This window comes from Bacillus sp. z14 (2026), from assembly GCF_058313575.1.
In genome coordinates this window covers 259,409-282,972 of record NZ_JBZFQK010000001.1, presented here as the reverse complement: position 1 = coordinate 282,972, position 23,564 = coordinate 259,409, and the positions used below count along the sequence as shown (strand labels likewise).

Sequence of the window (23,564 nt, the reverse complement as noted above, 5' to 3'; positions counted from 1 at the left end):
ATAAAATTGAGATATATTTATATATAATAGATGATTTTCAAGAAGTAAATTGTGTTATACTAATTGGTAAAAAGTATAACATATTAGTTTGAATTTTAAAAAAGTGGTGATACTATTAAGTTAACGAAAAAATTAATTGAGGTTGATTTAGAGAGGGAGATGAACAGAAAAATAACAGTCATTGCTTATATATTACGAATACATAACTAATTTATGGATAGAAGGGAATTGGCTGATGAACAAGAGGGAAATTGTATACGTTATATCTGATTCGGTAGGAGAAACAGCAGAATTTGTCGTAAAGGCGGTTGCCACACAGTTTAATGGCGGACAAGTAGATATTAGAAGAAATTCATATGTAAAAAGTGAAGAAGATATTGATGAAATTATCAATTTAGCAAAACAGGACTCCTCCATTATTGCGTACACCCTTGTTATTCCTTCCTTAAAAGAGCATGTGGATTTGCGGGCTAAAGAAGCGAATGTAGTAGCAGTTGATCTGTTATCTCCATTATTAAATGCATTTGAGGAAAAATTCCATAAGCCAGCCAATCATCTTTCAGGATTAACCAGACAATTGGATGAAGACTATTTTCGTAAGGTTGAAGCAGTTGAATTTGCCGTCAAGTACGATGATGGTAAAGATGCAAGGGGTCTTTTAAATGCAGATATTGTGATAATAGGAGTCTCAAGGACTTCAAAAACTCCATTATCGATGTATTTAGCACACAAAGGGTACAAGGTAGCCAATGTGCCTTTAGTTCCAGAAGTTTCACCGCCTGATGAGTTATTCAAAATTAAAAAGAGTAAATGTGTTGGTCTGATTATAACTCCAGACCAGTTAAATGCAATCCGTAAAGAAAGATTAAAATCATTAGGTTTAACCTCTCAGTCTAACTATGCCAGTTATGAGCGAATATTAGAGGAATTGGATTATGCCGAGAAAATTATGAAAAGAGTCGGCTGTCCGATCATTAATGTTTCCAATAAAGCTATTGAAGAAACAGCGAGTATTATTTTGGATATTTTAAAAGGTGAGAGGAGCTATGTATGATGACTAAATATGTTTATCTTTTTAACGAAGGAAATAGTAATATGAAAGATTTATTGGGTGGTAAAGGAGCTAATTTAGCTGAAATGACGAATATCGGTTTACCTGTACCATTTGGATTCACCATCAGTACAGAAGCCTGTAACTCTTATTATGAAAATGAAAAACAAATTACTGAAGAGATGGAAGAGCAAATTCTCGAGGCACTCCAAAATCTTGAACAGAGCACTGGTAAAAAGCTTGGCGACCCAACTGATCCCCTCTTAGTTTCTGTTAGATCAGGATCCGTCTTTTCAATGCCGGGTATGATGGATACTGTCTTAAATCTCGGTATGAATGATAAAACGGTTGTTGGCATGGCAGAATTAACAGGAAATCCAAGGTTTGCTTATGACTCTTATCGTCGTTTCATTCAAATGTTCAGCGATGTGGTTTTGGGAGTTGATGGATTTTATTTTGAGCAATTGCTGGAAGATATACGTGAACAAAAAGGGTATCAAAATGATCCTGAATTAACCGCCGAAGATTGGAAAACAGTTATAGAAGGTTATAAAAATATTGTTAGAAAGCACACGAAACAAAGTTTCCCCGAAGACCCTCGTGAGCAAATGTTTTTAGCTGTTAAAGCGGTATTTGATTCTTGGAATAATCAGCGTGCAAAAGTGTACAGACGTTTAAATAAAATTCCTGGACATTTAGGAACAGCAGTTAATATTCAAAGCATGGTTTTTGGGAATATGGGTGAAGATTCCGGAACAGGAGTGGCATTTACCCGAAACCCATCCACCGGAGAGCATGTTTTATATGGGGAATATTTAATTAATGCTCAGGGAGAAGATGTAGTTGCGGGAATCAGGACACCACAGCCTATACATACCTTGGAAAATGATATGCCAGATGTTTTTGAACAATTCGTAAATACATGCAAGCAGCTTGAAAAACACTATTTGGATTTGCAGGATATAGAATTTACGGTTGAGCGTGGACAATTATACATTCTTCAAACGAGATCCGGTAAACGTACTGCACAGGCAGCCATTAGAATTGCTGTAGAAATGGTGCAGGAAGGGATCATCGATAAAAAAACAGCGCTGTTAAGAGTAGATCCGGAGCAATTGGATCAGCTACTCCACTCCCGAATTGATGACACTTATGAACGAAAACAACTGGCTAAAGGCCTTCCAGCATCACCAGGATCTGCTACAGGCCAAGTAGTATTTGATGCGAATGAAGCAGAAAGATTGGGCAATGACGGCCAAAAGGTCATTCTTGTCCGTCCTGAGACGACACCTGATGATATTCATGGAATAGTTGCTGCCCAGGCAATTGTTACAACCCGTGGGGGAATGACAAGCCATGCTGCCGTGGTAGCGAGAGGTATGGGAAAGCCATGTATCTGCGGCTGTGAGCCATTAAAGATTGATTTAAAAGAAAAGCAATTCAGAGTTGGCGATATAGTAGTGAACCATCATGATACCATTACGATAGATGGATCTACAGGTGAAATCATGCTTGGAGAGATTCCAATGATTGATCCAGAATTATCGGATGAATTTTTAACTTTATTATCATGGGCGGATGAAACTAGAAAACTAGGGGTACGTGCAAATGCCGACAATCCAGAGGATGCAAGAAAGGCTCTCGAATTTGGGGCTGGCGGAATCGGACTATGTCGAACAGAGCATATGTTCATGGATGCAAAACGTGTACCGTTTGTCCAACAAATGATTCTTTCTGAGACCATTGCGGAAAGAAATAAAGCATTAGAATATTTATTGCCAATGCAGCAAGAGGATTTTGAAGGCATTTTTGAAGCCATGCAGGGAAATCCGGTTACTATTCGCTTATTAGATCCACCATTACATGAATTCTTACCTGATAAAGAAGAATTAATCATCGAAGTGACGAAGCTTCAAATTACTGATCCTGATTCAAAGGAATTAATGAAAAAAGAGCAACTGTTAAAAAAGGTTCGTCAATTGGATGAATTTAATCCTATGCTTGGACATCGCGGTTGCCGATTAGGCATGATTCATCCAGAAATATACGGCATGCAGGCAAAAGCTATTTTCTATGCGATTGCTAACTTAATGGAGCGCGGTATTCCGGTTCAGCCTGAGATCATGATTCCGCTTGTTGGACATGTGAATGAATTGAAACAAATGCGACAATTGGTGATGGATACAGCGATTCAGGTAGAGGCAGAAACGGACAAAAAGTTCCAGTACACGATTGGTACTATGATTGAAATCCCAAGGGCAGCACTTACTGCTGATCAAATTGCCAAAGAGGCAGACTTCTTCTCATTCGGTACTAACGATTTAACCCAAACAACTTTTGGATACAGCCGTGATGATGCGGAAGGGAAGTTTTTACAAACATATATAGAAGAAAAAGTCCTGCCTGAAAACCCTTTTGCAGTGTTAGACCAAGATGGTGTAGGTAAGCTGGTCGAAATGGGAGTGAAATTGGGCAGACAAACAAAACCTGAATTAAAAACTGGCATATGCGGGGAGCATGGCGGAGAAAAAATATCAATCGACTTCTGTTATAAAGCCGGTTTAGACTATGTAAGCTGTTCGCCTTATCGTGTTCCATTGGCAAGGCTGGCAGCTGCACAGGCAACTTTGCGATATGATGATATAAAGGAAGCCGTGACTAATTAATTATTTGTTTATCTAAGAAGCGCTGTATCAGGCGCTTCCTTTTTTTATGATTAAAAAATAAACAAAGGGGTATAAAATAGTTGAAAGTCAAAAAAGGTCAGAGTATAATGTAATTAAGGTCAAAGATAGTCAAAGTCAAATTGACCAATTTTCAAATGAGTTTAGTAACTGTAAAACGATAAAATAAATTTAGAATTATAAGGAGGATACATCTATGGTTTGCGAAAAATGCCAACAAAACCAAGCAACTGTACAGATGCAATTAAGGGTGAATGGACATCAGGAAAATCATCATTTGTGTTCTTCATGCTATAAAGAGGAACGCAATAAATTAGGAGCTCAAATGGGAGGAATGAATTTACATCCATTTAAGCCATTTACATTAGAATCATTTTTCAACCAGGGTAACGGAGATTCATTTATGTCAGATATGTCTGGCTCAATGGACCAGACAAATCACAACCAGCATAAACAGGTCAGAACACAAACACAGCCGCCTAATGGTGGAGGATTACTTGATCAATACGGTCGTAACTTAACTTATAATGCAAAAGCAGGACTCATTGATCCAGTGATTGGACGTGAAGAAGAGGTTAAACGTGTAATTGAGATATTGAACAGACGTACGAAAAATAATCCAGTCCTGATCGGTGAACCAGGGGTTGGTAAAACAGCGATTGCTGAAGGACTTGCGCTTAAAATTGCGGAAGGGAATGTTCCCTTAAAACTAAAGGATAAAGAAGTATATCTGCTTGATGTTGCTTCCTTAGTATCCAATACTGGTATTCGTGGGCAATTTGAGGAACGGATGAAGCAGCTTATTCAAGAATTGCAAACAAGAAAAAATGTGATTCTGTTTATTGACGAAATTCATCAGCTTGTAGGTGCCGGATCTGCAGAAGGCTCCATGGATGCAGGGAATATTCTGAAACCAGCGCTTGCGCGTGGAGAGTTACAATTAGTAGGTGCAACAACATTAAATGAGTATCGTCAAATTGAAAAAGATGGGGCACTTGAAAGACGTTTCCAACCAGTAATGGTTAATGAGCCTACAACTGCAGAAGCGTTAGATATTCTAAAAGGATTAAGAGAAAGATATGAATCCTACCATTCTGTTGAATTTAGTGATGAAGTATTAGAAGCAGCGGTAGAACTGTCACACCGCTATATTCAAGATCGTTTCTTGCCGGATAAAGCCATTGACTTAATGGATGAAGCTGGTTCTAAATTGAATTTGACAATTGAAAATCAAGGTGAAGAATCAGTAAAAGAAAGATTGGCGCAAATTCACAAAGAAAAAGAACAGGCATTAAAAACAGAAGCCTATGAACAGGCTGCCAAACTTCGAGACGAAGAAGAAAAACTTGAAAATATGCTTAAAACAGGAACTGGTGAAAAGCCGAAGGTAACTGTAGAAGATATCCAGAAAATCATCGAACAGAAAACAGGTATACCAGTAGGTAAGCTACAAGAGGATGAAGCTGTTCGAATGAATAAGCTTCAAGAGGAACTTAAAAATAAAGTAATCGGTCAGGATGAGGCCGTTCAAAAAGTGGCGAAAGCTGTTCGTCGGAGCCGTGCCGGCTTAAAAGCCAAAAATCGCCCAATTGGATCATTCTTATTTGTAGGTCCGACTGGAGTTGGGAAGACTGAGCTATCAAAAGCATTGGCAGAAGAATTGTTTGGCACAAAAGACTCTATGATTCGTTTAGATATGAGTGAATATATGGAGAAACACAGTGTGTCTAAATTAATCGGTTCTCCTCCGGGATATGTCGGACATGAAGAAGCCGGACAATTAACCGAAAAGGTTCGCCGTAAACCATATAGCATCATTCTTTTGGATGAAATTGAAAAAGCTCATCCAGATGTGATGCACATGTTCTTGCAAATCCTTGAAGATGGACGTTTAACAGACAGTCAGGGACGCACAGTAAACTTTAAAGACACAGTGATTATCATGACAAGTAATGCAGGAGTCGGTGAGAAAGTTAAGAAAGTTGGTTTTGGAGCAGGAGGAGTAGAGGAAGAAGTATCTATTCTTCAATCTCTTGGCAGCTACTTCAAGCCTGAATTTTTAAACCGTTTTGATAGCATCATTGAGTTTAAATCATTAACAAAAGAAAACTTACTTGAAATTGTAGATATTATGCTTGCTGAACTATATGAAATGCTTGATCATGAAGGATTTAAACTGACCATAACAGATGAAGTAAAAGAAAAACTGGCTGAGCTTGGATATAATCCTGCTTTTGGAGCACGTCCATTACGTCGAGTTATTCAGGAACAACTTGAGGATGGAATTGCGGATTGTGTCTTCAATCACCCACACCCAGACAAGAGAACATTTAAAGCAGAAGTGATCAAAAACGAAATAAAAGTAGTGACTGTCTAATAAAAATGCCTCCTATCCTTGAGATAGGAGGCATTTTTTGATGAGATTTTGTTCTTTAAGCTATCATAGTTTTGAAATAGGATACTAACTTCTAATCTTACTATTATTCTTCATTATCAGTATTTTTCTTTCGCAGTAACTGTTTTACGCTGCGTTTTTTTAACTTAGGTGTCAATACATAGAGAAAATCGCCTTCTTTGATCACTGTGTCACCGGTAGGGGTAACCAATTTGTCATCTCTTATGATTGCATTGACCAATGTATGGTCAGGGAATGGTATTTCAATTAGTGTTTTCCCAATCAAGAAAGAGTCCGGTTCCATTTGATATTTCACCATTTCAGCATTGGCCTTACCCAGTGAGACAATTTCAAGTGAATGCTTAGGGGTTTCACTGGCAGGCTCGGCTAATCCAAGTTTGCCAGCCACGAAGGATATGGTGGATCCTTGTATTAAACAACTTGTTAATACAACAAAGAAGACAACATTAAAAATCAGGTGGCTGTCTCCAATGTTTGCAAGTAAGGGAAATGTCGCCAGGACAATTGGTACGGAGCCTTTTAAGCCAGCCCAGGATAAAAATACTTTCTCTTTAAAATTGAAATTCATTTTAATAGTAGAAATGAATACAGCTGCCGGCCTTGCAATCAGGATTAAAATAACAGAAAGCAATAAGCCTTTTAAGATAATTTCAAGTGAAAATAAATCGTCGGGATTAACAAGTAAGCCTAATATAATGAACATTAAAATTTGCATCATCCAGGCAAATCCTTCGGCAAAGAATTGTGTAGCTTTTTCATAGGCGACCTCAGAGTTTCCAATGATAATAGCCATTACATAGACGGCCAGTAATCCACTTCCGTTTAGATTCGCAGTAATACCGTATGTTAATAAAGCGAATGTAACAGCGAAAACAGGGTAAAGGCCAGTTGATTCCAAATTGATCCGATTAAGCACAGCAACGGCTATTTTCCCGAATATCCATCCAAGCAGTAAACCAAGTCCCATCTGGACAATAAAAGATCCAATTAGATTAACTACATTTACTTCAGAAGAGGTAATCATTTCAATACAGGACACGGTTAAAAAGATTGCCATCGGGTCATTGGAACCAGATTCAGCCTCTAATGTTTTACCTGAATGGTCTTGTATGTTTTGTCCTTTTAATACAGCAAATACTGCTGCTGCATCCGTTGATCCAACAATTGAACCGAATAACATAGCTATCAGCCAATCAACATTAAGAATATAATGAGCTGCTATCGTAACTATTGCAGAGGTTATCAAAACACCAATGGTTGCCAGTGAAAGGGAAGGGAGAATAATTGGCCGCAATGATTTCCATTTAGTTTGTATTCCACCTTCAAACAAAATAATAATCAAGGCCAGAACACCAATCGTTTGTGCTAATCCTGCATTCGAAAAATTAATTACGCCGAAGGTATCATTTCCCATGGCCATTCCGACCAGTATAAAAAAGACGAGTGAAGGGACTCCTAATTTTGCTGAGAATTTGGTAGACAGAATTCCGAGGATTAATAGGATCGCTGCTATTAAAATATAAAAATCAGTTGTTAGTACTTCAGATGGCATGAACAATCGACTCACTTTCTGTAAATCTATATAAGCTGTTAATAGAATATATATACCTATCTCCATAATTGCATAATCTTTAAACTTGTTTTTCGAGAATTGCTTTTTATTGAAAGGGAGCAGAAGAGGGGAGAAAATGAAAAACAGGTGCTTTTTTAGCACCTGCTTTCATTAGCGTTTGATAACTACTTTTTCATTTTCAACATCAAATTGTTGAACATCCGCCTTGCTGGCAATTTGAAAATCGCCGATAATGGTATGTTTTAAGGCGAATGATGATAGGGCAAAATTAATGATTTCTTGAGGACTGTATTGATTGTTGATTCCATATAATACGCCAGCTACAAATGAATCGCCCGTACCGATTCGATCAAGAACATTTACTTTAACCGGACCTGCTGTGAAGTGCTCTGTTTCAGTTATAATGGCACATCGTAATTCTTGTACATTGTTACCAAGAATATTTCTTTCAGTTGTGTAAATTTGGTCAAACTGATACTCTTTTTGAAACTCTTTTAATAAAGCGATTTTTTCTTCGAATGTGTTAACTTCTCTTTTTTCCTGTCTGATTGTTAGAACGTCCAGGTAACTTCCGATAATAACATCAATATATGGCAGGATTTCGATGTAAGCTTTTCTTGCTTCATCTAATGTCCATAATTTTGCACGATAGTTAAAGTCAAAGCTGATTTTAATGCCTTTTTGTTTTGCCGCCTTGACCAATTCCATAGTCGTTTCACGTGCATTTTTACTTGCACCTAAACTAATTCCGCTGACATGGAGCCATTTAACTTCGGAAAGCATCGCTTCAAAATCATAATCATTTGGCAAAGCTTCAACAAAAGCGGAGTTTTGGCGATCATAAGTGACTTCTGTAGGTCTGATGGAATGACCTTGTTCAACAAAATATAAGCCCATTTTCTTGCCTTTATAGACGATATGATTAGTGTTTACACCATATTTTCTTAACTGTGTGACAGCGGCAAGTCCAAGGTTATTATCTGGTAAGCAAGTAGCATAGGAGGTTTTTTCACCCCAATGACTGAGAGCGACAGCAATATTTGCTTCAGAACCACCATACATCATATCCAGCTGGCTTGCCTGAATTAACATTTGATGATTGGTTGGTGTTAAACGCAACAGCATTTCACCAAATAACATGATTGATTTCAATACGTGCACCTTCTTTATTTGACTAAGAATATAGGAAAGATAGCGACCGGGTATAAACCCAGATCGCTATTTCCATTTTTTAAATTAAGCTTTTTTAATTTTAATTAACTCTTTGTTAATGGCATACATCATTTTTTCAGTAAATATATCATCCGCCATGGATGCCAGCATATCAATTGACATACCTTCTGCCATACCGAACATTGGATTATCCTCATTGAATCCTTTTAAATACTTCTCTAATACTTTCTTAGTTTCTTCATTTTTATATAACTCACCGAGTGTATTGCGAGTAGAATATACATCATCAGTGATAACAAGTTCTTCAATTTCCATGTCTTCATCTAAATCAGGCATGTCAAACCAGTTAGCAACCACTCCGCCAGCATCACTTTCTGGAACTAGGTAGCTTGGATTTGGCTCATCCACTTTATTGAAGTGAGCAGTATCTTCGAATGTATTTCCTTCGGATGTACCGATTGCCTTTACAGTATTCATGCCGTCTTCCAGTGCCACATCATTAAAGGTAAAGGCAGCGCGGTTACGTTCTGTTGTATAGGTAGTCCCGTTTACTACTAACGTTACATCCTCGCAGTTAGAATACACTTTAACTGTAATTTTTTCGTCTGCACGGTCTACAAATCGTTTGCTTGTAATATGCACGAATTTTTCATCAGACCAATTTGCTTTGTACATATAGAATGCATCTTTTTTAATTTTACGGTCGTAAGTCATTAAACCTTTATTATTTCTGCCTTTTACACCGCCTTCATCACGAATGTTGGCTCCGAAATCAAACATATTCCATACATATGTTGACCAAAGGAATGGGCGGTCAGCGAATATATTCCATACAGTTTCATGATATAGAGTATGGTATTCTTCTGTGTAATCTTTTACTTTTGGATCGTTTGTATGGTACTGGATAATACCTTCTGCACCGTACTCAGAGATACCAAGGCTAACTTGTGGGTTCGTTGCATGATAAGCATCAATCCACTCAGCAAAATCTTCTGCCTTACCTTGATACCATCCGTAATATTTATTGTAACCAATCGTGTCGGTGATATAGTTGTATTCATCTGTATCAGGAACAAACATAACGTTGGCCTGTGTAGTTAAACGTGTTGGATCTTCTTTTTTCGTTAACTCATTAAGTTCTTTAACAAGTTTTCTTACTTCTGGTCTGTTACCGCCAATTTGAATCTCATTTTGAACACCCCAGAACATAATGGAAGGGTGGTTGTAATTTTGTCTGATTAACTCAACCATTTGTTGTTTAGCGTTTATACCCTCAAGCTCAGTCTTGGACATGATAGAGATAAACGGAATCTCGGCCCAAACAACCATACCTTCACGGTCACATAAATCATAGAAATATTGATCGTGTTGGTAGTGAGCCAAACGAATGGAAGTAGCGCCCACTTCTTTGATAAATTCCATATCTTCTTTGTGCTCTTTTTTGGTGATTGCCCAGCCCATATCTTTACGATCCTGGTGACGGGAAACCCCATTCAGACGAAGGTGTTCTCCATTTAAGAAGAAGCCTTTTTCAGGGTCCACTTTAAAGTAACGGACACCAAATGGAATGGAAAGTTCATCAATTACATCGTTATAGCTTGTTAAAGATAGGTTAGCTTCATACATATAGGCATTTTTACGGCCATTCCAAAGGATTGGGTTTTCGATTTTGATTGGCAATTCAACAACAGTAGTTTGTCCTGCTGGAAGAACAATCTCTTTTGCTCCATAAGCAGCTGTCTTACCTTCTGCATCAAGCATATCAGCCCATAAACGAACTTTTTTCTCTTCTTCATGATCATTTGTAAGTCTAGTTTTTAGGGTAATGGATGCTTGTTCCTTCGTCACTTCATCTTGAACGATATAAACACCTTGGGAACCATGATCCATTAAATCAAAGTGAACATGGCTAGCAATAACTAAATTAACATCACGGTAAATTCCGCCAAAGAAAGTGAAGTCAGCCATTTGAGGATATACATCTTCAACAACTGTATTGTCGACTTTTACGGCAATCGTATTTTTACCTCCGAAAGTAACAACATCTGTAATATCGAATCTGAAAATAGAGTAACCGCCACGATGTTGGCCAAGGTGTTGTCCATTAACATAAACGTCTGTGACACTATTGCTTCCATTAAATTCGATATATACTTTATTGCCGGCATTTATAGTATCTACAGTAAATTCTTTTCTGTACCAGCATGCTCCTTTATAAAAATCAAATCCATTTGCGCCATCAATCGCATTCCACGTATGAGGGACGTTTACGGACTCCCAATTAGCATCATCATAAACTTGGTTCATTGCATCTTGTACGTTTTCTTTAATGAATTTCCATGCGTCATTCAGATTAATTACTTTTCTCATGTATTGAACTCCCTGTTTATAAATTAATTCAGTAAACAATCAGGATATAAGAACAGATTGTCTTCATATATAGTGTTTACTGAATTAATTTCATTATAGGTATTAATTTTAGAAAAATATCGTACAATTTTTGTTTTTTTAGTATTATTTTTAGTTCGTGATGGCGTTTTCATTGTATAATGAAAATAAAAAAGTGAATTTTAAAGGATGATTTAGATTGAATCAGGAACAGATAAAAGTATACGCTCAGCTATGTAATCTGGTCAGTTCAATTGTTAAATTGGATGTAAAACTGCTTGACCTGGATGGAAATAAAATTATCCTAATGGCTAAACACCAGATACCAAGTGGATTGGCAAATAACGAAGAGGAAAATAAATCAATCACGAAATTTTTAAAGGCAAGTAATAAAAATGAATATTTACATTATATTAATTCGGCTAAATTGGAATGTATTTTTGCTGGAATCTGGAAAGATGATCAATATGCAGGCACAGTGATGGTTGGCCCTTTTTTGTCTGATTTACCTTCAGATTTATTTATCAGCCAAATTATCTCCTCTCAAAGTTTACCCATTAGTGACAGAAAGCAATATCAAGATTTCTACGAGACTTTATCAATCCTAAGTGATGAAGAAATAAGAAGTATTGGAGAGTTATTAGTAAATTTGTGTCCTCACGACTATATTTCGTCATCACAGCTGGTTACACCGACTATTAATAAACAAAGTAATCCAGTAAAACCTATTCAGCATGAAGAAGAGGATCGTGAAAAGATCATTGAACACCGTTATAAAATAGAAAAAAGAATTATAGATGCCATTGCAAGAGGGGATAAGGAAGGGGCATTAAACCAATTAACGGGTTTAACTGATGTACATCTAAAAAATAGGGTGCCGGAAAATCCAATTCGATCGACTAAAAATTTAACGTTTGTTCAGAATACATTATTTAGAATTGCTGCTGAAAAAGGCGGAGTTCATCCGGTTTATCTACATGATATTTCAGAAAAATATGCTATTCTGATTGAAAGAGCAGATAATCTTCCATATTTACACAAGCTTATGAGGAGTATGCTTGATGCATATTGTGAACTCGTCAATGAGTTCTCAACACGAAAGTTTAGTCCAATTGTCAAAAATGCTGTGCAATATATTAATTTCAATTTGGAAAGCCCCTTGATGCTTAATGAAATAGCAGAGTCTATTCATGTGAATCCATCACATTTATCAAAAAAATTTAAAATGGAGACAGGCAAAAGTATCACCGATTTCATCAATTTAAAAAGAATAGAGGCGGCCAAGTTATATTTATTAAATGGAAATATGTCAATCACAGATGTTGCTTACCTAGTTGGATTTAATGATGTAAATTACTTTAGTAGGATTTTTAAACGGATTACATCTATGACACCTTCTCAATATGTAAAAGGAACCGGATTAACAGGTGAGTAAATTTTTTTCTACGGCATAATAGACCCGAATTAATAATTCTATTTAATTAGTAAGATTGGCCATACACTTAATAATAGAAAGAGAGAATCAATCTTTGAAAGTAATAGACTATCTGAAGGAGAAATTTCCATCTATCGAATTAATGCCAAGTATATATAATCAATGGGACATAGGAATCCACTTTACGCTCGGTGGCACTAATTATCAGTTCAAAAAAAATGGTGAACTAAATTGTGAAAGATTTAGGCTAGTGTACAAGCAACTTGATACGATCTTTAATCAATTATTTGAGCAATATGATGACGTATTCCTTGTAACGAATATGTACACGTATAAAACTAATGTAAAGCATACGAGAAAGTTGAAGGTATATGAACCTTTTCTAAAGTATAGAAATTCTTTAAATCATATTCAGGTGAGAACATGTCCATATCCTTTTGAGTTAGATGAAGAAGAATATGAAACGCAGCAATTTTCCTTATTGTGTAAAACAAAGGACATACGCATAACTGAATTATTAAAAGCAGCAACTCACGAAGATTTTCCTCTAAAGCCAAGATTCGGAGGGGACGCCATTCATTATCCGGATGTCTTCTTAGTGAACATCACTAAAGACCTTATTTTATTTGTCTATGATGACCGTGGGTGTGAGGTTGTTGCTATAGACGCTGAACGACTGCGCCCGCTATATGAACAACATAAGGATTGGGTGGAAGATGTGGATCGGCAGAAGATTGAACGAGCGTTGAACCGGAGAAGCAATTGATAAATTAAAAGAAGTGCAGTCATCGTCTATGATGCTGCACTTCTGCTGTATTGCTTATTTTTTCTGATGCAATATATACATATTACCTTGGTCCCAGTTTAATTAATAAAATCACCTTAAATTATAACTGGCTGTTTGGCATAAATGCTGAACAGTTTTTTTGCCGATTTCAAAATAGCAGAGAAAGAATTTTGTCGAATCTTTTTCATAATTAATAGCAGGTTATTTACATAAATGTAACGAAATGGTAATAGTCTTCAATTTAAAAATCAGTGAAGACAAAAAGGGGAGAAAGAATGAAAAAGATAGTAGCTGTCATAGCCGCTACCGCATTGCTGCTCACGTCGGGTACAAGTGGGGTATTTGCTGCGGCAAAGGTGAGTTCAATAAACCAAAAGGGAGATGAAATCCGCAGTTCCGAAAAAATTTACAAACCAACAACGAAGAAATATGACGAATATATTCAGGCAGACACCTTGGTTATTAAGCATAGTGGATCGTTATCTAAGAAAACCCTGACCAAATATAAGGGGAAAGTGATGAAGGCTGGCGGGAACCTTGGTTATTCAGTTGTAAAATTTAAAACAGCATCCGCAGCTAAACAAGCTTACACGGAATTAAGTAAATCTAATTCGGTCACATCGATTTCGCCGAGCGTAAAGTATAAAACTTCTTCTGTCAAAACCGATCCTAAGATCAGTCAACAATATTATAACAAGCTGTTAAACTTACCTGCTGCACAGAAAAAAGCAGGGAAAAATAAAGTATTGGTGGCTGTGATTGATACGGGAATTGATAAAAATCATCCTGAATTAAAAAACAAAATTGTATCAAGCTATAATGTCCATAATCCAGTTAACGCCTCATTGCCGGAGGATCATGGCACACATGTAGCCGGCATAATTGCAGCTGAGAAGAATAATGGAATTGGCGGATATGGCATAAATCCAAATGCCTCGGTTTTATCTATTGATGTATTTAATAGAGAATGGGGTGCGTATGATTACAATATCGCAGAAGGTGTTTTATATGCGATTAAAAAGAAAGCGAAGGTAATTAATTTAAGCTTAGGTGGCCCATTCAGTTCACCGGTTCTTGAAGCCGCAATCAAAAAAGCGAAAGCGGCTGGAATTGTGATTGTTGCTGCGGCTGGTAATGAAGGATCTGATATGAAAGGTTACCCGGCTGCATATGAAGGAGTCATTAGTGTCGGTGCTGTGAATAAAAGCAAAACACTGACATCCTGGTCATCCTATGGTGTATCGACAGATTTGGTAGCACCTGGGGATAATGTTTATGCACCAATCTATGATTATGAGAAAAAATCGACTTTTGCTTCATTTAGCGGCACATCGATGGCAGCTCCAATGGTGACTGGTACGGTTTCTTTATTATTATCTAAATATCCTAAATTAAAACCGGAACAGGTAGAATACATCTTGAAGAAAACAGCTACCGATTTGAGTACGAAGGGCTACGATAAGAAATATGGATATGGACTAATCAACCCATCATCTGCTTTAAGCTTTGATATTAAAAAAATTCCATCCTTAACTACTGCCGTGTGGAATAAGGATACAATTATGAAAAGTGCTAAAACGGTTGGCAGCAGCTATACGGTGAAAAAAACATTTATGAAACCTTTGGAACAGCACTGGATTAAGCATACCGTAAAAAAAGGTGAAACATATCAAATCAATTTAATGGGATCTAAAGTGTTTGATTCCCAATTACTTGTGAATATGTATGGAAAGGATAAATCAAGCACGAAAAAAATCGATGATGTCACTGAAGGTAAAACAGAGGGTTATTACTTTAAAGCACCATACGATGGTACTTTGACCGTTGGTGTTAAAGATATTAGCGGAAATTACGATGTGGCCGGAAGCAAATTATCTGAATATGAATTAGTATTCAAAAAAGTAACTGTTTCAAAAGATGAATCCGGTAAAGAAAACCCGATTATAATACCAAAATTGTCATATGATACTACCGGTAAAAAAATGCATCTTGTTGGCGAAAATGGAGATGATGATTATTTTCAATTTACAACGGGTGAAAAAGAGGAAAACATTAAGCTTTCTGTAAATGGTACACCTGGTGCAGACGTCAGCATGTTTGTCTATGCTTTGACAGACATTAGAGATGAAGAGGAGTTGGAAGAAAAGGAGGAAATTACTGAAGGTGAGGGTATGAGTAAGGAAGCAGATGGAGACATAGAGGATGGTAACTCAGAAGAAGAGCCAACGCATGTTAATATTCTTGAACAGGAAATTAACAGCGGCACCATCGGAGAAAGTGAACAGGATGTATTCACTGCTGAGCCTAAAACAACCTATACCATTAAAATTTCTAACAAATATGAAGGATATTCCGAAAGTTTCTTTGACTTTTTTATCCTTTCAGAAGGATTCGAATCATCGGCTACCAAGATAACTGGTGCAATCAGACAAAACGGTGATCCCTATATTTTCAAGGCCAGCCTAGTCAAAATGCCAGCGGACGAGGATGGAATTCATTCCATTTATGATCGTGATGAAGAGTATGACGAAGAAGAAGAATATGTTGGTGATGATGAAGAATATTGGGAAGAAGAAGGCGACGATGAAGTAATTGAAATGCTGAATGAAATGGCCATTCCGTATAAATTAACAAGTGAAAAATCGGGTTATTTACAGTCACGCTATGATGAAGATTGGTATAAAGTCAATGTAACATCAGCAGGAATCCATGCCTTTGATTTAGGTACAGCTAAACATTCGTACTCCATTTATCAGGTCGTTGAATCTGAAGGTGAAGACGGAAATGAAATCCGTTTACTAGAAGCAGTTGCTGATAATTATGATCCATTTACCGGCAAAAAGCTTAATACGTTTTATGCCTCACTTGAAGCTGGAAAAACCTATTATATGAAGATTGAGATGGATTGGATGTCTGATTCCTATTCTACGGATAAATATTTCTTTGAATCAAGATTGGTAGGTAAGCCTGCTGATAAATACGAGAACAACGATTCTATGAAAAACGTAAAGACTCTTCCTGGTACTACTGTTAAAGGAGATTACGCAAAATTATCGGATACGGATCTGTTTAGATACACAGCCAAAGCATCTGGTAACTATGCATTAACGGTGGATAATAATAAACCAAGCACACCAGGACTCCCTGCACTAGTTAAAGGTGATGTTTATTCGTATATTGCCGTAATGGAAGATAAAAATAATAACAAGAATGTAGATGATGCGGATTTAGATACGATTAAATATATAGATTCCTATTATGATCCTGCAGGTGCATATGGCTCACATTATTTCCAAAAGGGTAAAGCGTATTTTATCGCGATTATGGGTGATGGGGAATATTTACCATTCTCTTTAACTCAATATACGTTTAAGCTCAGTCAAGTGAATCACAAAGATGAAGATGCCGGGACTGTTATTAAGAAAAATAAACCATCAAAACCAATCAGCTTTAAGAAATCGAAGGGAAAATGGGAGAAAACAGGCCGATTTAACGCATTTAATACAAAGAAAAATGATGAAGATTGGTACAAGCTTAAAGTGGATAAAGCCTTCAGCGGTCAAATCACTTTAAGTGGCGGCAGGGAATTGGATGGAGCCTTTGAGGTTTATCAAAATGGCAAAAAAATCGCCGGCTCTGACCGATATGCTGGAAATGATACAGAAGTTTTAAATATCAGTCTTAAAAAAGGTACCTATTATATAAAATTAAAAGATGCTCAAGGTTCTGCTTCTCTGTCACCGTACACAATCCGCGTGCAAGAAAAGAAATAGGTACTTAGAAGGTTTCCAGGTTTTCTGGAAACCTTTTTTACACTTCTTCCTTCTGAATGGGGAGTTGGTTTTGAAGATTTCGTTCGTTTTTAATTAGTTTGACTAGAATGCTCCAGAATTGTTTTTGGATAATGGGATCTGATGTGATTGGCTTAATTTTCTCCCATAAATGATGAAGGTCATTCTGTCTCATGTTTTTCACCCCACTTTTGCTTTGCCATCTTTTTGCATATTTTTTTGATGAAACGATTCGGATGAGAATTGGATAGTTCTTTTATTAGTTTGGATGCTATTTCTTGATCTGTTTGGTGTTGACTTTGAGAAATCAATATACGAGCCATTGACGAAATAGCCATTATATCTGAATCTCTTAATGTAGCCAATTGGCTGGCCGCCTTTAACTCTTCCGGTGTTTTTTTAAACGGTGAAAGAGTAGTTAAAGAGTAGCTTATTTCATTATTTAAGTCACTTATAATTGCATCGATTGATTCTGGTTTTTCTATATTCAATGAAAATCTCCTTTCAGAATAACTATGTTGTTATTTTTTAAGCTTACTATAAAGGCTATTGCGGAGTAAAAGATTGAGCAAAAAGCATGATTAGATTATTCATGGTGAATTTTTTGAATTATTATAATATTGTAAAATAATTGAAACTTTCAGTGATATTCAACCGTATAAAATGGTAAGATTATCCTAGGAGGTTGATAAGATGTTTGAGTTTTTTAAACGAATGAAGACGGTGGTCAGTTCAGAATTGTATGCACTCATTGAAAAAGCAGAAGATCCCATTAAAATGGCCGACCAATACCTAAGAGAAATGAATCATGAAATTGAAGAAGCAGAGAAGACAACTGCAAAGGTCATGGCTGAGGAGAAATTAACCCACAGAAAAATCACCGATTTAAAATTACTGATTGAAAAACGTAATACTCAGGCAATGGAAGCCATTCAAGCTGGTAAAGAGACGCTTGCAAAACAAGCTTTAGAAAACAAACTTCAGCTCGGGATTGAGCTTGCCTCATTGGAGAATTTGCATGAACAGGCTAAACAAAATGTCAAGGATTTGCAAAATCGACTGCGAGAAATGAAAGCTGATTATCAGGAACTTGTGATGCGCAGAGATACATTAAAGGCAAGAGCGCTTTCTGCTAAAGTGCAAACTTCAGTAAATCGTTCTTTCCATACAGAAAGTCGAAATTCGGCCAAAGCTGGATTTGAACGAATGGAACAAAAAGTAATGGAATATGAAGCAGAAGCGGAAGTCAGTAAAGAGCTTAAAAGTAATCATCTTGAAATTGATAATGAGTTTAAAAAGATGGAAACCGAAAAATTAGTTGAATCAGAATTACAAAGATTAAAGGATTCATTGAATAGCGAAAAATAACTGATAAAGGGTTGATTAGTATGGAATTTTTAGGGGTGGAATTAGCTGATTTTTTCTTATATTCACTGATTATATCCGGTATCCTTACGTTTTTCTTCATATTATTTAATGATCTGTTTGCCGGATTAGACCTCCCTGACTTTTTAAACCCAACCCTTATACTAAGCTTTTTGACCATTGCAAGCGGATCAGGGTATGTGCTTGTTTCTTTAACCTCATTGCGGGCACTTCCCATTTTTTTTATTTCCTTCGCAATTGCTTTTATACTTGTCTCTATTATTAATCTATTCGTTTTAGTCCCCTTGTCGGCAGCTCATGAATCTTTAACGATAACCGAGGATGAACTAAAGGGACGGTTGGGAAAAGTGATAACATCAGTACCTGTTAATGGGTATGGTGAAGTATTAATAACAAGTAAAAGCGGAACGTTTTCAAAGCCGGCCGTAAGTTTTGACCAAGAAGCGATACCATCTGAGACAAAGGTATTAATCATTGATATCCAAAATGGTGTTCTGCATGTCAGTCCACATGAAGAATTAAATGAACTGGGATAGGAGAGTGGGAGTAGTATGACATTAATCTACGGTATTGTTGGTGCAGTGGTATTTATTTTATTAGCCCTTATAGGAGTTTTTGTTACAAAATATAGAACAGCTGGTCCTGATGAAGCATTGATTGTCACGGGCAGTTACTTAGGCAGTAAAAATGTACATATTGATGAATCCGGAAATCGAATCAAAATTGTACGCGGAGGAGGGACCTTCGTTCTTCCAGTATTCCAGCAAGCTGAGCCGTTGAGCTTATTATCGAGTAAATTAGAGGTTTCAACACCGGAAGTATATACCGAACAGGGTGTGCCGGTAATGGCCGATGGTGTATCCATTATTAAAATAGGTAATACCATTTCTGAAATTGCAACGGCTGCTGAACAATTTTTAGGGAAAACGAAGGATGACCGTGAACAGGAAGCAAGAGAAGTACTGGAAGGGCATCTACGCTCCATTCTTGGTTCGATGACAGTTGAGGAAATCTATAAAAACCGTGAAAAATTTTCACAGGAAGTGCAGAGGGTTGCCTCACAGGATTTAGCGAAAATGGGATTGGTTATCGTTTCATTTACAATTAAAGATGTACGTGATAAAAATGGATATTTGGAATCGCTTGGTAAACCGAGAATAGCTCAGGTGAAAAGGGATGCGGATATCGCAACAGCCGAAGCCGATAAAGAAACACGGATCAAACGGGCTGAAGCATCCAAGGAAGCGCAAAAAGCTGAACTTGAACGTGCAACTGAAATCGCAGAGGCAGAAAAATTAAATCAATTGAAAATTGCTGAATTCAGACGTGAACAGGATATTGCTAAAGCAAAAGCCGATCAGGCATATGATTTGGAGACTGCACGTTCTAAGCAAGATGTTACGGAACAAGAGATGCAAATTAAAATCATTGAGCGGCAGAAGCTGATTGAATTAGAAGAAAAAGAAATTTTACGCCGTGAAAAGCAATATGATTCTGAAGTGAAGAAAAAGGCGGATGCAGATCGCTACGCAGTTGAACAAGCAGCTTCTGCGGAAAAAACAAAGCAATTAACTGAAGCCGATGCCAATCAATATCGCATCGAAGCAATGGCGAGAGCGGAAGCAGAGAGAGTACGTTTAGATGGTCTTGCAAAAGCGGAAGCACAAAGAGCACAAGGGGTTTCCGAAGCGGATATCATTCGTTTAAAAGGTTTGGCGGAAGCGGAAGCAAAGCAAAAAATCGCAGAAGCCTTCGAGCAATTTGGTCAGGCTGCTGTTATGGATATGATGTTAAAAATGCTTCCGGAATATGCAAGGGAAGTGGCTAAACCGCTGAGCAGTATTGATAAAATTACGATTGTTGATACAGGGAGCGGCGGTACAGGCGGCGGCGCCAATAAAGTGACCGGATATGCGACGAATTTAATGGCAACTTTACAAGAGTCATTAAAAGCATCCTCCGGTATCGACATGAAAGAGTTAATTGAAAGCTTTGCAGGTAAAAATTCAGGCGTCAGTCCCAGAATAAACCTTGAAGAAGAGTTGGCTAAAACTGAGATTCCTATTGTTAAGGGACTTGATCGTACTCCAGATCAACTCTAAATAAACAATAAACAAACCTGAGTTCATATGGGCTCAGGTTGTTTCTTGTTTATTACGGATATTAGGATTGAATAAACTCAAAATCTTCTAGAGTATATAACCATTATTCAGAAATACGCTTAACCGTGATTTCTAATTCTATGTCTACATTGTCTTTGAGAGCACGGCTGACCATGCAGGATGCTTCAGCTTTTTGGGCTAGTTTTTGGACAAGTCCGATATCTTCTTTTGTTGCAGAGTCCTTTAGTATAATCGTTGGCCGATGAATGATCTTTTTATAGGTAAACACACCGTTTGTTACATCGACAATTCCCGCTGACTGTAAGGTTAACCCTTCTTTTTCTAAATAGCTGCGTTCCATCATGGCTGCCAGCGTAATAATATAACAGGTTGCTGCAGCACCAAGTAACATTTCATCAGGATTTGTTCCGATTCCAGGTCCATCCATTTCCTCCGGTATCGAAACTTTCGTATGAAGGTTTTTAGTATGTATTTCTCCTATATCGTTTCGTAATCCAGGCCAAACAGCCTCTAAAATAAATTGATGCTCTGCCATTATAAAGTCCCCTTTATTTTACTATTATCTTCATTTTAATGCGTAAATGAATCTAATTCACACAAAGTGCTTAAATATAGTTGAAAAGGAGTTTTTATTTTTAATCGTCTAACCATACTTTAGGACAAGGTTGGAACATATTATTATGTTAGAAAATTAATGATTGAAGATCTATTTTTGTAGACCAGTATCCTTTAGGGAGTGAAAACATACAGTGCAAATTCAACTAGTGGTTATATTTTCACTTTATGATATTTTTATATACTATATTAGATAATATTACATATAGTAATGCTAATAATATTCATTGTTTCATTGACTAAACAATATTTGACAGTGGGTATTTTATATTTGACATATTCCTGACACATTATATGATTATAGTATTGTTAACAGACAACATAAATTTTATTTCGATAGGAGTTATATTATGACCAACGAGACAAAGAATACTTCAGATACAGAAGAGAAAGCTACTGAAATAAAAACAGATCAAACAAAAAAACGTAAAAATAAAAAATGGATTGCTGGTATTGCAGCAGCTGCCGTATTAACTGCAGCTATAGCTGGCGGGGCATATGCTTATACTAAATCTCAAACAGTAGGCAGTGTCAATGGCGACCGTATTACTAAAAGTGAATTATATGACACAATGGCCAATGTGTATGGAGCTTCTGCTGTAGATAGCTTAGTTACGATGAAGGTTATTGAAAAGGAAGCAGATGAGCGCAATATAAAAGTTAATGATAGTGAAATTAATAAAGAAGTAGATGCATATATAGAAAGCTATGGTGGAGAGGATGCTTTAAAATCAGCACTTGAAGCTAGCAGTTTAACTCTTGATGATTTAAAAGAGGATATAGCGGTAAATATTAAAATCGAAAAGTTAATGCAGGAAGATATTGAAATCACTGAGGATGAAGTAAAAGCTTATTATGAAGAGAATAAAGCAAATTATGATCAATCTGAACAAGTTGAAGTTAGCCACATCCTTGTTGAAGACGAAGACAAAGCAAAGGAATTATTGAAAAAAATCAAAGACGGCGAGGATTTTGCTGAACTCGCCAAAGAAAATTCCACTGATACAGCATCTGCTGAAAATGGTGGAGAGCTCGGCTATATTTCTGAAGGAGAAATGGTAGAAGAGTTTGAAAAAGCAGCATTCGCTTTAGAAGTTGATGAAGTAAGTGATGTGGTTAAATCAGAATATGGCTACCACATTATTAAAGCTACAGGCCATAAAGAAGCAAAAGAATCCACTTATGAAGAATCAAAAGAGGATGCTAAAGAAGCCGCTCTAAGCGAAAAGATATCTTCTGAGTACAGCACATGGTTGGAAGATTTAAAGAAAGATTATAAAATTAAAAATAAATTTGAATAATTATGTATAAATGATTAAGAGCAAGCCGTTACTGGTTTGCTCTTTTTTGTTTGAGAAGAAGAAATTTTTGTACTTTCTAACATAGGGATATATAGTATAGTAGTAACTAAATTTTACAAAATATAGAGAGAAATAGATAGGGAGGTAATGTTTATGGAACTATTTGAAGCCATTAAAGGAAGAAGAAGTATTGGCAAGGTTAAAAATGAGCCGATACCTGATGAGCTCATACATAAAATTATTGAAGCGGGAACATGGGCACCATGTCATCATCGTACAGAACCATGGAAGTTTTTTGTTTTGAAAGAGGATGGCAGAAAAATCCTCAGTGATGTGTTAGTGGATATCCTGAAATCTGAATTAGATGATCTTGAGTCAGAAGAAAGTAAAAAAAGATTAGAAAAAGTAAGCAAGAATCCCTATCGTGCTCCTGTTATCATAGTGACTGCCGTTGAACCAGTGAAGAATGAAAAGGTTCTGATTGAAGAAGAATACGCTGCTGTCCATGCAGCTACACAAAATATCCTGCTGGCAGCTCACGCTCTTGGACTGGGTGCCGTATGGAGAACCGGGAAACAATGCCATGATAAACGGATGAGTAAGGCTTTTAATCTCTCTGAGGATGGTGCTGTAACTGGGTTTATCTATTTAGGATATCCAGATATGAATCCTAAAGAAGGTTCAAGAAAATCTATTGATGAAGTGACCACATGGATAACCAATTAAATTAACGAAAGCCGGTACAAAGAGGATATTCACTCTGTACCGGTTTATTTTTTGGAAAAAGTTTGATTACTATAAAAGTAGACATAAAATATATTAATCTGATAAACTTAGTGTG

General features: G+C 36.8%; 17 protein-coding genes. 11 read left to right on the top strand and 6 right to left on the bottom strand.

What is annotated here, in order from left to right; genetic code table 11:
- Nucleotides 1-235: 235 nt before the first annotated feature.
- From AC4G3O_RS01245 to AC4G3O_RS01235, 3 genes are all read left to right on the top strand, one after another.
- Nucleotides 236-1,054 (top strand): pyruvate, water dikinase regulatory protein, encoded by an 819-nt coding sequence (locus AC4G3O_RS01245; RefSeq protein ID WP_066103589.1) that lies wholly within the window; start codon nt 236-238, stop codon nt 1,052-1,054.
- The gene (gene ppdK / locus AC4G3O_RS01240; RefSeq protein WP_491135707.1) at nt 1,054-3,717 is read left to right on the top strand and encodes a pyruvate, phosphate dikinase; all 2,664 of its coding nucleotides are present in this window, start codon (nt 1,054-1,056) and stop codon (nt 3,715-3,717) included. Before AC4G3O_RS01245 ends, ppdK begins: the two co-directional genes overlap by 1 nt.
- A gap of 214 nt (nt 3,718-3,931) precedes the next feature.
- A complete protein-coding gene (locus tag AC4G3O_RS01235) occupies nt 3,932-6,112 on the top strand; it encodes an ATP-dependent Clp protease ATP-binding subunit (RefSeq protein WP_491135706.1) in 2,181 nt (726 codons plus the stop codon).
- Between the two features lie 103 nt (nt 6,113-6,215).
- Here the strand turns inward: AC4G3O_RS01235 and AC4G3O_RS01230 are convergent, their stop codons facing one another.
- The 3 genes from AC4G3O_RS01230 to AC4G3O_RS01220 all read right to left on the bottom strand — a co-directional run bounded on the left by AC4G3O_RS01230 (nt 6,216) and on the right by AC4G3O_RS01220 (nt 11,267).
- Nucleotides 6,216-7,703 carry a potassium/proton antiporter gene (locus AC4G3O_RS01230; protein ID WP_139892017.1) on the bottom strand — a complete coding sequence of 496 codons (1,488 nt, stop codon included), beginning with the start codon at nt 7,701-7,703 and terminating at the stop codon, nt 6,216-6,218.
- Between the two features lie 171 nt (nt 7,704-7,874).
- Nucleotides 7,875-8,876 (bottom strand): sugar kinase, encoded by a 1,002-nt coding sequence (locus tag AC4G3O_RS01225; protein ID WP_066103594.1) that lies wholly within the window; start codon nt 8,874-8,876, stop codon nt 7,875-7,877.
- Nucleotides 8,877-8,960: 84 nt separating this feature from the next.
- Nucleotides 8,961-11,267: a glycoside hydrolase family 2 protein gene (locus AC4G3O_RS01220; protein WP_490551541.1), complete on the bottom strand. Its 2,307-nt coding sequence runs from the start codon at nt 11,265-11,267 to the stop codon at nt 8,961-8,963.
- Between the two features lie 217 nt (nt 11,268-11,484).
- On the opposite strand from AC4G3O_RS01220, the gene AC4G3O_RS01215 reads away from it, so the two are divergent.
- The 3 genes from AC4G3O_RS01215 (at nt 11,485) to AC4G3O_RS01205 (ending at nt 17,280) form a co-directional block, all read left to right on the top strand.
- Nucleotides 11,485-12,720 carry a helix-turn-helix domain-containing protein gene (locus AC4G3O_RS01215; protein ID WP_491135705.1) on the top strand — a complete coding sequence of 412 codons (1,236 nt, stop codon included), beginning with the start codon at nt 11,485-11,487 and terminating at the stop codon, nt 12,718-12,720.
- 94 nt (nt 12,721-12,814) lie between these two features.
- Nucleotides 12,815-13,486 carry a DUF3885 domain-containing protein gene (locus tag AC4G3O_RS01210; protein WP_139891885.1) on the top strand — a complete coding sequence of 224 codons (672 nt, stop codon included), beginning with the start codon at nt 12,815-12,817 and terminating at the stop codon, nt 13,484-13,486.
- 296 nt (nt 13,487-13,782) lie between these two features.
- Entirely contained in the window at nt 13,783-17,280 is a 3,498-nt protein-coding gene (locus AC4G3O_RS01205; protein ID WP_066103602.1) for a S8 family peptidase, read from the top strand.
- 37 nt (nt 17,281-17,317) lie between these two features.
- Here AC4G3O_RS01205 and AC4G3O_RS01200 read toward each other — a convergent pair whose 3' ends face one another.
- Together AC4G3O_RS01200 and AC4G3O_RS01195 are read right to left on the bottom strand one after the other, a co-directional pair.
- On the bottom strand, nt 17,318-17,473 hold the full coding sequence (locus tag AC4G3O_RS01200; RefSeq protein ID WP_175354253.1) for a hypothetical protein: 156 nt from the start codon (nt 17,471-17,473) through the stop codon (nt 17,318-17,320).
- Nucleotides 17,460-17,789: a hypothetical protein gene (locus AC4G3O_RS01195; protein ID WP_066103604.1), complete on the bottom strand. Its 330-nt coding sequence runs from the start codon at nt 17,787-17,789 to the stop codon at nt 17,460-17,462. Before AC4G3O_RS01195 ends, AC4G3O_RS01200 begins: the two co-directional genes overlap by 14 nt.
- Before the next feature lie 202 nt (nt 17,790-17,991).
- Between AC4G3O_RS01195 and AC4G3O_RS01190 the strand changes: the two genes are divergently transcribed.
- The 3 genes from AC4G3O_RS01190 to floT are packed head-to-tail and all read left to right on the top strand — an operon-like array spanning nt 17,992 to nt 20,786.
- Nucleotides 17,992-18,666, top strand: coding sequence for a PspA/IM30 family protein (locus AC4G3O_RS01190; protein ID WP_140461504.1), 675 nt, complete (start codon nt 17,992-17,994; stop codon nt 18,664-18,666).
- Nucleotides 18,667-18,686: 20 nt separating this feature from the next.
- Nucleotides 18,687-19,220 (top strand): NfeD family protein, encoded by a 534-nt coding sequence (locus AC4G3O_RS01185; RefSeq protein ID WP_066103608.1) that lies wholly within the window; start codon nt 18,687-18,689, stop codon nt 19,218-19,220.
- 15 nt (nt 19,221-19,235) lie between these two features.
- Nucleotides 19,236-20,786, top strand: a complete 1,551-nt coding sequence (gene floT / locus AC4G3O_RS01180; RefSeq protein WP_066103610.1) for a flotillin lipid rafts scaffold protein FloT — start codon at nt 19,236-19,238, stop codon at nt 20,784-20,786.
- Nucleotides 20,787-20,889: 103 nt separating this feature from the next.
- On the opposite strand, the gene AC4G3O_RS01175 is transcribed toward floT, so the two are convergent.
- The gene (locus tag AC4G3O_RS01175; protein WP_066103613.1) at nt 20,890-21,342 is read right to left on the bottom strand and encodes an OsmC family protein; all 453 of its coding nucleotides are present in this window, start codon (nt 21,340-21,342) and stop codon (nt 20,890-20,892) included.
- 430 nt (nt 21,343-21,772) lie between these two features.
- Between AC4G3O_RS01175 and AC4G3O_RS01170 the strand changes: the two genes are divergently transcribed.
- Nucleotides 21,773-22,723, top strand: coding sequence for a peptidylprolyl isomerase (locus AC4G3O_RS01170; protein WP_077248015.1), 951 nt, complete (start codon nt 21,773-21,775; stop codon nt 22,721-22,723).
- Between the two features lie 153 nt (nt 22,724-22,876).
- Nucleotides 22,877-23,449, top strand: coding sequence for a nitroreductase family protein (locus AC4G3O_RS01165; protein ID WP_066103616.1), 573 nt, complete (start codon nt 22,877-22,879; stop codon nt 23,447-23,449).
- The last annotated feature ends 115 nt before the right edge of the window (nt 23,450-23,564 follow it).

Excerpts from the sequence above, each read along its gene's own strand:
- AC4G3O_RS01235 (WP_491135706.1), top strand. The coding sequence starts at position 3,932 with ATGGTTTGCGAAAAATGCCAACAAAACCAAGCAACTGTACAGATGCAA.
- AC4G3O_RS01165 (WP_066103616.1), top strand. The coding sequence starts at position 22,877 with ATGGAACTATTTGAAGCCATTAAAGGAAGAAGAAGTATTGGCAAGGTT.
- AC4G3O_RS01220 (WP_490551541.1), bottom strand. The coding sequence starts at position 11,267 with ATGAGAAAAGTAATTAATCTGAATGACGCATGGAAATTCATTAAAGAA.
- AC4G3O_RS01205 (WP_066103602.1), top strand. The coding sequence starts at position 13,783 with ATGAAAAAGATAGTAGCTGTCATAGCCGCTACCGCATTGCTGCTCACG.
- AC4G3O_RS01170 (WP_077248015.1), top strand. The coding sequence starts at position 21,773 with ATGACCAACGAGACAAAGAATACTTCAGATACAGAAGAGAAAGCTACT.
- AC4G3O_RS01200 (WP_175354253.1), bottom strand. The coding sequence starts at position 17,473 with ATGAGACAGAATGACCTTCATCATTTATGGGAGAAAATTAAGCCAATC.
- AC4G3O_RS01185 (WP_066103608.1), top strand. The coding sequence starts at position 18,687 with ATGGAATTTTTAGGGGTGGAATTAGCTGATTTTTTCTTATATTCACTG.
- AC4G3O_RS01230 (WP_139892017.1), bottom strand. The coding sequence starts at position 7,703 with ATGCCATCTGAAGTACTAACAACTGATTTTTATATTTTAATAGCAGCG.
- AC4G3O_RS01175 (WP_066103613.1), bottom strand. The coding sequence starts at position 21,342 with ATGGCAGAGCATCAATTTATTTTAGAGGCTGTTTGGCCTGGATTACGA.
- AC4G3O_RS01190 (WP_140461504.1), top strand. The coding sequence starts at position 17,992 with ATGTTTGAGTTTTTTAAACGAATGAAGACGGTGGTCAGTTCAGAATTG.
- AC4G3O_RS01245 (WP_066103589.1), top strand. The coding sequence starts at position 236 with ATGAACAAGAGGGAAATTGTATACGTTATATCTGATTCGGTAGGAGAA.
- floT (WP_066103610.1), top strand. The coding sequence starts at position 19,236 with ATGACATTAATCTACGGTATTGTTGGTGCAGTGGTATTTATTTTATTA.
- ppdK (WP_491135707.1), top strand. The coding sequence starts at position 1,054 with ATGACTAAATATGTTTATCTTTTTAACGAAGGAAATAGTAATATGAAA.